This is a genomic window from Synechococcales cyanobacterium T60_A2020_003, from assembly GCA_015272205.1.
Classification (GTDB): Bacteria; Cyanobacteriota; Cyanobacteriia; order RECH01; family RECH01; genus JACYMB01.
The window spans coordinates 1-9,044 of record JACYMB010000117.1; the positions used below are offsets into that span (position 1 = coordinate 1).

The following is a 9,044-nucleotide window of genomic DNA, read 5'->3' on the forward strand; positions in this document are numbered from 1 at the left end:
AGAGCGATCTGGGGAAGCCCGCGCTCTACCCGATAGGGTGAGCGTCGGGAGGATGTCACATGCAATGGGATCTAATGATGGGTTCACTGGTGTTTCGGAATGCATAAATTCCTATGGAGAATTTGAAAGTTGTCGTCATCGGCGCAGGCATTGGGGGATTGACAGCAGGTATTGCCTTAACCCAAGCGGGTTAAGAGGTCGAAATTTACGATCGCGTTCCAGATCTGCGACCCGTTGGCGCTGGGATTTCGCTCTGGTCGAATGGCGTGAAGGTTTTGAACCATCTGGGTTTGGGTAAGCAGATCGCCCAGATTGGGGGAGAAATGAATCGCATGGAGTATCGCACAAAAATGGGTGAGGTACTAAATTTTCTATGGTCTACTCTCTACACGACATTAATCAGATGAGTCAAGATCAGTTTGTGCAAGTCTTTGGCTCTATTTTTGAACATACCCCGGCGATCGCCGCTCAAGCCTGGGAACAACGACCCTTTGAGATCGTTGACGATCTCTATCAGGCGATGATAACCGTGGTCGATGGACTATCTGCTGATCGGAAACTTGCCCTTGTGTGTGTCCATCCGGATTTGGGCAGCAACGCGAAAATAGCGAAGGCCTCCGTGCAAGAGCAAAGCAGCGCCGGACTGGATCGCCTCAGTCCGGCAGAGTACGAACGCTTTCAACGCCTGAATCAAGCCTACAAAGAGAAATTTAAATTTCCGTTCATCATTGCCGTTCGCAATCATACCAAAGAGAGTATTCTTGCCGCCTTTGAGGAACGGCTGAACTCCGACCCTGCGACCGAACTTCAGCAAGCCCTGACCGAGATCAAGGCCATTGCAAAATTTCGCCTGGAAACCATATAACGTTTCGCCAACATAGAGGTGCGATCGCAAAGTTCCATGTTAGTGTTCTGGTTGTGCGTGATGTCGTTGGATCAGGTCATTCGCCTCAGCCCATCGAGATCGGCTCTCTGTCCTGTGTTGATTTGGAAGGAGTCCCTATGAGCTATCGCATGGATCGCCGTGCCTATGCGGAAACCTATGGCCCCACCGTGGGCGATCGCGTCCGTTTAGCCGATACCTCTCTCATCATTGAAGTCGAGCAAGATTTTACAACCTACGGTGATGAAGTGAAATTTGGCGGGGGCAAGGTCATTCGGGATGGCATGGGGCAATCGCCAATTTCCAACGCCGAGGGAGCCGTAGATGTTGTCATTACCAATGCTCTGATTCTGGACTGGTGGGGGATTGTAAAGGCTGACATTGGTATCAAAGATGGACGGATTTACAAAATTGGCAAAGCCGGAAACCCCTATATTCAAGACAACGTTGACATTATTATTGGCCCTGGAACTGAGGCGATCGCCGGAGAAGGCATGATCCTCACAGCGGGCGGCATTGATGCCCACATCCACTTTATTTGTCCTCAGCAGATTGAAACGGCGATCGCCTCAGGTGTCACCACGATGATCGGCGGCGGAACGGGGCCAGCCACCGGAACCAATGCCACCACTTGCACACCGGGGCCGTGGAATATCTATCGCATGCTGCAAGCTGCCGATGCCTTTCCGGTGAATCTTGGCTTTTTAGGAAAAGGCAACAGTGCCCAACAACCGGGACTGATTGAACAGGTGATGGCAGGGGCGATCGGCCTAAAGCTCCATGAAGACTGGGGAACCACTCCAGCAGCGATTGATACCTGTCTCAGTGTGGCGGATCTCTACGATGTGCAGGTGGCGATTCACACCGATACCTTGAACGAAGCTGGATTTGTTGAAGATACGATCGCCGCTTTTAAGGGACGAACCATCCATACCTATCACACTGAGGGAGCCGGAGGCGGACACGCCCCCGACATCATCAAAGTCTGTGGCGAAACCAACGTACTGCCCTCCTCAACCAATCCGACTCGACCCTACACGGTCAACACCTTGGAAGAACACCTGGATATGCTGATGGTGTGCCACCACCTCAGCCGTAGTATTCCCGAAGATGTCGCCTTTGCCGAGTCCCGCATTCGCCGCGAAACGATCGCCGCTGAAGATATCCTCCACGACCTGGGAGCCTTTAGCATGATTGCCTCCGACTCCCAGGCGATGGGGCGGGTCGGTGAGGTGATTATCCGCACCTGGCAAACGGCGCACAAAATGAAGGAGCAACGGGGTGCCCTATCCGGCGACAGCGATCGCAACGACAACACCCGTGCCAAGCGTTACATCGCTAAGTACACGATCAATCCTGCGATCACCCACGGCATTGCCGATCACGTTGGGTCTGTGGAGGAAGGAAAACTCGCGGATCTCTGTCTATGGCGACCCGCCTTCTTTGGCGTGAAACCGGAACTGGTACTGAAAGGTGGCATGATTGCCTGGGCACAAATGGGCGATGCCAATGCGAGTATTCCCACCCCGCAACCGGTACACATGCGTCCGATGTTCGCCAGTTTTGGAGGGGCGATCGCCACTACTTCATTAACCTTTGTCTCTAAGGCATCCCTGGCGCAGGGAATTCCTGGTTATCTCAAGCTCCAGAAAGCTGCCGTCGCCGTATCCAATACGCGCAATATTGGCAAGCAGGACATGAAGCTTAACGACTATCAACCGCATATGGAAGTAGACCCAGAAACCTATGAGGTACGAGCAGATGGTGAATTGCTCCTCTGTACGCCTGCCAAGGTGCTCCCGATGGCGCAACGATATTTTCTATTTTGAGGGGTGAGACCATTGCCACAACAGACGGCTAGGGGCGGGTTTAGCCGATAGCTCCCGGCAGATGCCAATGTAAAGGGCAGAACCCGCCCGTACAAAGAGTGGGGGTCAAGGCTGTATCTTCTGTCCTAATGTGTTCTACAACCTATCGCGTTTATGGAATTCCTCTTCGTACTGGTTTTTAGACACTAGATTTGAGAGGTTCTGAGGTAAACCCATGACGCAAATTTTTCTGTTCATCCTGTTGGGTATCGCTGCAGGGTTCATCAGTGGACTCATTGGGATCGGGGGTGGCGTGATTATCGTACCCACCCTTGTATTTGTATTTGGGCTATCGCAACACATGGCGCAGGGGACAACTCTGGCGCTGCTAGTTCCACCGATTGGATTACTGGGAGCCTGGACGTACTACCGTGAGGGATATGTGGATATCCGCATTGCGATCTGTATTTGCGTGGGCTTCGTCATTGGTAGCCTATTTGGGGCACGGCTAGCAACCTACATCCCGAATATACTCCTGGAGCGGATATTTGGGGGAGCCATGCTGATGATCGCGCTAAAAATGATGATGGGACGCTAAATGCTATCGGTCAATGCATCGGTTGAAATGGAGACAGATTATATTTGAACATCGCGTAATGTTCGAACATAATGTGTTGCATCCAACTGTAGATCCCACCTTTCGCACGTTCAACTGGCACAAGAGGATTTAGTTCCGTCTTCAACAAAGCAAGTAGTAACGCCGACAAGCGGAGCTGAAAAATTGGAGGATTCGAGAGCGATCGCTGTTCAGCCTGCTTGCGCTCCTGGCTTTCAACCACAAACCAGCGTTGCTGAACACCGCCATAGGCACAACACACACTGGCGATTCGATACCTCTCCAGTTTTGGCATCTGAAACGCAGCCTCTGACACTTGGTTGACCAACTCGGAGGCTGCCTTAAGTGTTAACGGTACTCGCGTAAGCCACCGTAATCCGGAAAACTGCTGTATGGAAAGGGAAGAAACTCTTACCAGATTCTCTTTACGGTTTTAGAAGATCAGGATGAATCTATTGTTCGGATTCTTCATATCCGACATGCGGCACAGCAAACCATTGGTGAAGCTCCAGAAGCCCTGAATGAGCTTTAACAAGATTTAGCCGTAAAGCATAGAGTTCCGCCTTATGATTTAGCTTCTCCGTGAAAGCCCCGCACTCTGCCGAAGGCGAGTGTCGGGATGAAAGCGGGGCGGTTGCGAGTCCCCCTTGCAGCTATGCCAAGCAATCGCGGGGCGGCGGAGAGGGGAGACGAGCAAACCGCCAGCCTGGTATAATTGGCTAAGCATCGCAGGGTTGATTTCCCCTGATAGGTACGCTTTCGACCGACAACTGGAGTTGACCGACCCGTAGGCCTAGGCCGCAAGTCTCCCGTTTCCAAGGTTGCAATAGAGAGCATTTTTGAAACAGCACAGCAAACCTCCTTGGTGGAAAAAATTGTCAACAGTGGGGCTGGGCGTCTTCCTCACTATAAAAAGCTCGAACCCGGTAACCAGTGGTAGAACACTTCCGGTGGGAGAAGCCCGCACCGTATGTTTGCATCGGTGTCGGGAGTACGTCACAAGTGTTTGGGAACACAAAAATCTAGGACATCATAAATGCATCCAACTCATCCACAGTATGAATAATTTTGGAAGTAGGGACTCTGTATTCGATAGCCAAATCAACGCTTGCCTGAAGTCTAAGCGCTGTGTTTCGAGTGACATCAAATGCAGCATCCGTTAAATTTCCTAAACGCTCATACGCGATCATGATGCTTGCAACTACATCTCGATAGGTTTGATCAATTCTGTCTAGGCATCGATTGTAGTATTCAGTTAATCGTTGTTTTAATTTCTCAGACTCTTCACCTAAGTATTTTTTGCCAAAATCAATAACCATTCGACCTGCAATAGAACCTACAACTGCTCCAACAACAGGTATCGGAATAAGAGTTTGTCCAACCGCAGTACTAATCGCTACAAGCGCAGATTCTGCACAGACAATTTGCCCTAGCTCTAGAAACTCATCAGCGGTAATTTCTCCCTTCACGTATTGTTTGCCCAAATTGGCGATCGCAAAATTGGCACTAACGACAGCGCCTGCAAAGGGAGCTGACAAATCGGCGAAGTTGGTCAAAGCATAGATTGCTGCTCCCGAAATTCCGCCCGTCACTCCGCCTTGCAACCCAGCGATTCCCACATCTTGCCAATCTGCTTGTGTAAAATCCCCTTTGAATGGGTTTTTACCTTCTTTCCATTTTTCATACAGCTTGAAGGTAACTTTGAAGCCTGCTCCAACGCCTGCACCAATTGCAGAAACACGAGCCATCTCCCCAAAACTAGGCTGATGTTCTACCTGAATGTCACTTTTAAGTTTGTCGTTTTCACTTTTCAAATCAGCTTCATGACGATCAAGAGTTTTGTGAACTTCACCCTGCTGAACTTCAGCATAGGTTGACATACTGGGCTTAACGACTTGCTCAAATGGCTTTCCTGACAACTGTTCGATTTCACGAATTTTCGCCTGAATCCCATTAATCGATTTTTGGGAAAGCGGACTACCATCTTGTAGTAAACCTTCAACGGACTGCCCTCTAGCGATCCGCTGCATGATTTCATATTGATCCTTTGGGACATGATAGTAGGAATTATCCCGCCCAAAGTAATTGTGTTTCTGCAGGTGTTTCAGAACATGATCTAAATTGCTACCTGTCCCTTTAATAAACTTTGCTTGTACATCGATACCTGAAATTTGATAATCAGCAGAAGAAAATCGCTCAGAACCTCCAAGCCATCTTGCGGTTGGTAATTGCCGATTTAACAAGTCACGTGCATTGCGAATACCAACTTCTACTATTTCAGCAATTTCACCGTGCTTAGTTTTCTCACTGCCTAAAAGCCTTTCAGGAGTGCCAATCTTTCCTTCCACCCACTTTATCTGCTTCAATGCTTGAAGTAAGGCATTATCTTGCTGACTCAGGGATCGAGCTAACTCTTGATCACGGCTGACATTTCCAGCTCTAACCAATTCTGCAATGATCTGGATTGTCTGATGAATATTTTCTTTCATGAGATGTTAGGCTCAAGCGATTTTTTTATTCAAAAGCATCGACAAAGATTCGATGTTGTTAATCAACGCGGCAAGAGTCTCCTTTTGGGATCTCGTAAAGCTTTTGTAGTCTTTTGGAGCGTTGTTGACAAGTTCTTTCAGTTGATTCCGCACACCATCGACGTGTTTTTGAGTCAGTTTTAGGAGTTCATCTATTTCTCTTGACGCTGCCTGTAACTTAGCAGTATCGCTTTTCACGCGTACTGTTTCCTGAGTAGCTTTCTCTGCAACGTCAGCATTTTTCTTGCTGGCAAGAAATAATCCTCCTGCCAAAGCAACACCACCAATTGTCCAGCCAACAGGGCCAGCAAGAGCTAGTAACGCGTTACCCGCAGCCATACCCCCACCCCCTGCTGCAAGAGCACCGCCACCTAACCAAGCCAACGCAGCATTGGTAGCTGCTGCACCAGACAAAGCTGAAATCGCTGTACCTGTAGAGGCTGTGCCAAATGTTGTCGCAATTGCCATAGCGGCTGTTGGACCAAAAGCAGCTACTCCGACCCCTGCGGCTGCACCTGCACCTGCCACGGAGCCACTAATCTGTTCATGTTTCCGAGATTCAAGCTCAATTTCTCTGGCTAGCTCAGTGAATCGAAAATATTCTGCTTTAAATTCCGAGATAGACTTATCAAACTCTTTTGGTGAATTTGCTAGCGCGCTAATGTAGCGTTCACACAGTTGAATGACTTGGTCTGCCGTGGACTTCCGTTTTTGATACAAATCTCCCGACTTGTCGGTAACGACTTTGAATGCATGCTCATATGCTTCAACCGCTCTCTTCAGCGCTTCTAGCGCTTCCTTTTTCAATCCACTATTCAGCATAAGACGACTCGATGATGATGCAAGGGCAAGACTTAGACTGTATTGTTTGAGTTAATTGTATATACTGCGGGAAAGCCAGAGTTCAGGAAAATCACTGAAAGAAGATCAAGGAAATCTGACGAATTTCGGTCAAAGTGCTTAGAGTTCCGTGTTTATGATTGGGTGTGTTGCATTTCTATTGGATGGAGTCCTGTTGCGATGCTTTGGTAAGCAATTGGCATCCATTCCCGCTAGTGTAGACTATCACTTAAATAGGCTCAGATTTTCTATGCGCCATCGGCCCATAAGTTCGCTACAATCTAGGCCTGATCCCTGTTTTACTCAGGCGATCCAGTACGTGACAAGGAGCAATGAACGTGGTTAAAATTGTCAGCTGTCAATCTCTCGGTATTCAGCCCGTCTATGACATTGGCGTTGAACACGACCATAACTTTCTCCTCGCAAATGGTCTGGTCGCCTCCAACTGCTTCAACAAATCCCACTCTACGGCCTACGGCTACGTCACCTTCCAAACAGCGTATTTGAAGGCTAACTATCCCGTTGAATACATGGCGGCTCTGCTCACCGCCAACAGCGACGACCAAACTAAGGTCTACGACTATATCAACGCCTGCGTGAAGATGGGGATTCAGGTGGAGCCGCCCAACATCAACCGCTCCGATATTGACTTCACGCCCGTAGGGGACAGCATTCTCTTTGGCCTATCGGCAGTGCGGAACGTGGGACAAGGGGCGATCGCCCATCTCCTCGAAGCCCGCAATGAGGGAGGAGTGTTCAAGTCGTTAGCCGATCTGTGCGATCGCGTCGATTCCAGAACCGTCAACCGTCGAGCATTAGAAGCCCTGATTCAGTGCGGGGCGATGGACTGCATTAATCCCAATCGTCGCCAGTTGATGCACGATCTGGATCTGGTGCTGGAGTGGGCGCAGTCCCGTGCGAAGGATCGGGAAGTAGGACAGGGCAACCTGTTCGATATGTTGGGGGGCATGGGCAGTGGCACCACCTCTACGTTTGAAACCGCTCCCTCTGCCCCCTCCGTTGAAGATTTTCCCTCTCAGGAGAAGCTGAAGTTAGAGAAAGACCTGCTCGGCTTTTACATTTCTGACCATCCCCTGAAGTCCGTCCAGCAGGCCGCTAAGGTGCTCGCGCCGATTAGCCTGAATCAATTGGCCGAACAGCCCGACAACGTGACCCTGAGTGCAATCGTGATGCTGGCCAGCGTGAAACCTGTCGTGACCAAAAAGGGCGATCGCATGGCAATTGTGCAAATGGAGGATCTAACGGGACAGGTGGAAGGCGTTGTATTTCCGAAGTCCTTTGAGCGCATTGGTCAGTACATTGAAGCGGATGCGCGACTGATGATCTGGGGCAAGGTGGACAGACGGGACGATCGCACCCAGATGATCATTGATGACGCTGAACCTGTAGACGATGTGCAACTGGTAATGGTAGAGCTTTCGCCAGAGGTTGCGGGGGATATCGCCCAACAGCATCGTCTGAAGACGGTTCTGCTGGAACACAAGGGAAGTGACGAGGAGGGCAAGATTCCAGTGATTGCTAAGATTGCCTCCAATGGGCACCGTCGGTTTGTCCGGCTAGGTGCTCAGTTCCGCGTCTCTGATCCGTCGTTGACCGTGAGTGCGCTCAAGTCTGCCGGATTTGCTGCCAGCGCGACCGCGTTAATCAGCCATAACTGAATGGCGCAGAAATATGAGCGCCCGGATCCCCGTTTTTTGAAAAACCGGGGATCTAGGGGATCTAATTTCCTTAGCCTTCCTCCGCAGATTGCGGCACTAGAACCCCATTGAGAAAGATATCCGCGATCCCTTCCGCCATTTCCTGCATCGCGCGGGGGGAGGCGTCCTCCTTCATGATCGTGTCGCGGCTGAATCCGGCTACGGTGAACATGCCGAGAAAGACCTGAGCGACGATGCGGGGATTCATTTGGCGATAGCCCCCCCGATCCATTGCGGTTTGGAAGAAAGCTTCGGCCACATCGGTCATTTTGGAAATCACTTCCGCCTGGATGCGATCGCACAAATCGGGGTGGAACTGCGCTTCTAAAAAGCAAACCCGGAGGAGATCCGCATTGGCGTGGAGATTCATCATGCGACGTTTCATCACCTGGGCGATCGCCTTATAGCTACCCATCTCGCTCAGTTCTGTCAACAAATCGGTCAGAATCTCAATCCAACCCTGAGTTGCCACTTCTATCAAGATGGCCTTTTTGTTTTCAAAGTGGCGAAATAACGTGCCCTCTGCAACCCCGGCAGCCTGGGCTAGCTCTCGCGTAGTTGTGCCATCATAGCCCCGTCGAGCAAAGAGCTTGCGGGCGGCGTCTAAGATGCGAGTTTGGGTTTCAGTTTCGGTGGGAGGCGTGCGCGAAA

At 50.3% G+C, this 9,044-nt stretch carries 8 protein-coding genes; 4 read left to right on the forward strand and 4 right to left on the reverse strand.

Annotated features, from left to right (window positions below):
• Window positions 1–373 precede the first annotated feature (373 nt).
• From uraD to IGR76_06150, 3 genes are all read left to right on the forward strand, one after another.
• Entirely contained in the window at window positions 374–865 is a 492-nt protein-coding gene (uraD, locus tag IGR76_06140; GenBank protein MBF2078098.1) for a 2-oxo-4-hydroxy-4-carboxy-5-ureidoimidazoline decarboxylase, read from the forward strand.
• A gap of 137 nt (window positions 866–1,002) precedes the next feature.
• Window positions 1,003–2,712, forward strand: coding sequence for an urease subunit alpha (gene ureC, locus IGR76_06145; GenBank protein MBF2078099.1), 1,710 nt, complete (start codon window positions 1,003–1,005; stop codon window positions 2,710–2,712).
• A 214-nt stretch (window positions 2,713–2,926) separates the two neighbouring features.
• Window positions 2,927–3,289: a sulfite exporter TauE/SafE family protein gene (locus IGR76_06150; protein MBF2078100.1), complete on the forward strand. Its 363-nt coding sequence runs from the start codon at window positions 2,927–2,929 to the stop codon at window positions 3,287–3,289.
• 10 nt (window positions 3,290–3,299) lie between these two features.
• On the opposite strand, the gene IGR76_06155 is transcribed toward IGR76_06150, so the two are convergent.
• The 3 genes from IGR76_06155 to IGR76_06165 form a co-directional block, all read right to left on the reverse strand.
• Entirely contained in the window at window positions 3,300–3,602 is a 303-nt protein-coding gene (locus tag IGR76_06155) for a hypothetical protein (GenBank protein MBF2078101.1), read from the reverse strand.
• A 727-nt stretch (window positions 3,603–4,329) separates the two neighbouring features.
• Entirely contained in the window at window positions 4,330–5,796 is a 1,467-nt protein-coding gene (locus IGR76_06160; protein MBF2078102.1) for a hypothetical protein, read from the reverse strand.
• A gap of 12 nt (window positions 5,797–5,808) precedes the next feature.
• Entirely contained in the window at window positions 5,809–6,657 is an 849-nt protein-coding gene (locus tag IGR76_06165; protein MBF2078103.1) for a hypothetical protein, read from the reverse strand.
• Between the two features lie 356 nt (window positions 6,658–7,013).
• Here IGR76_06165 and IGR76_06170 point away from each other — a divergent pair, with 356 nt between their 5' ends.
• Window positions 7,014–8,354: a trans-splicing intein-formed DNA polymerase III subunit alpha C-terminal partner DnaE-C gene (locus IGR76_06170; protein ID MBF2078104.1), complete on the forward strand. Its 1,341-nt coding sequence runs from the start codon at window positions 7,014–7,016 to the stop codon at window positions 8,352–8,354.
• Between the two features lie 70 nt (window positions 8,355–8,424).
• Here the strand turns inward: IGR76_06170 and IGR76_06175 are convergent.
• Window positions 8,425–9,044, reverse strand: a 620-nt coding sequence (locus tag IGR76_06175; GenBank protein ID MBF2078105.1) for a TetR/AcrR family transcriptional regulator, incomplete at its 5' end; no start/stop codon positions are given.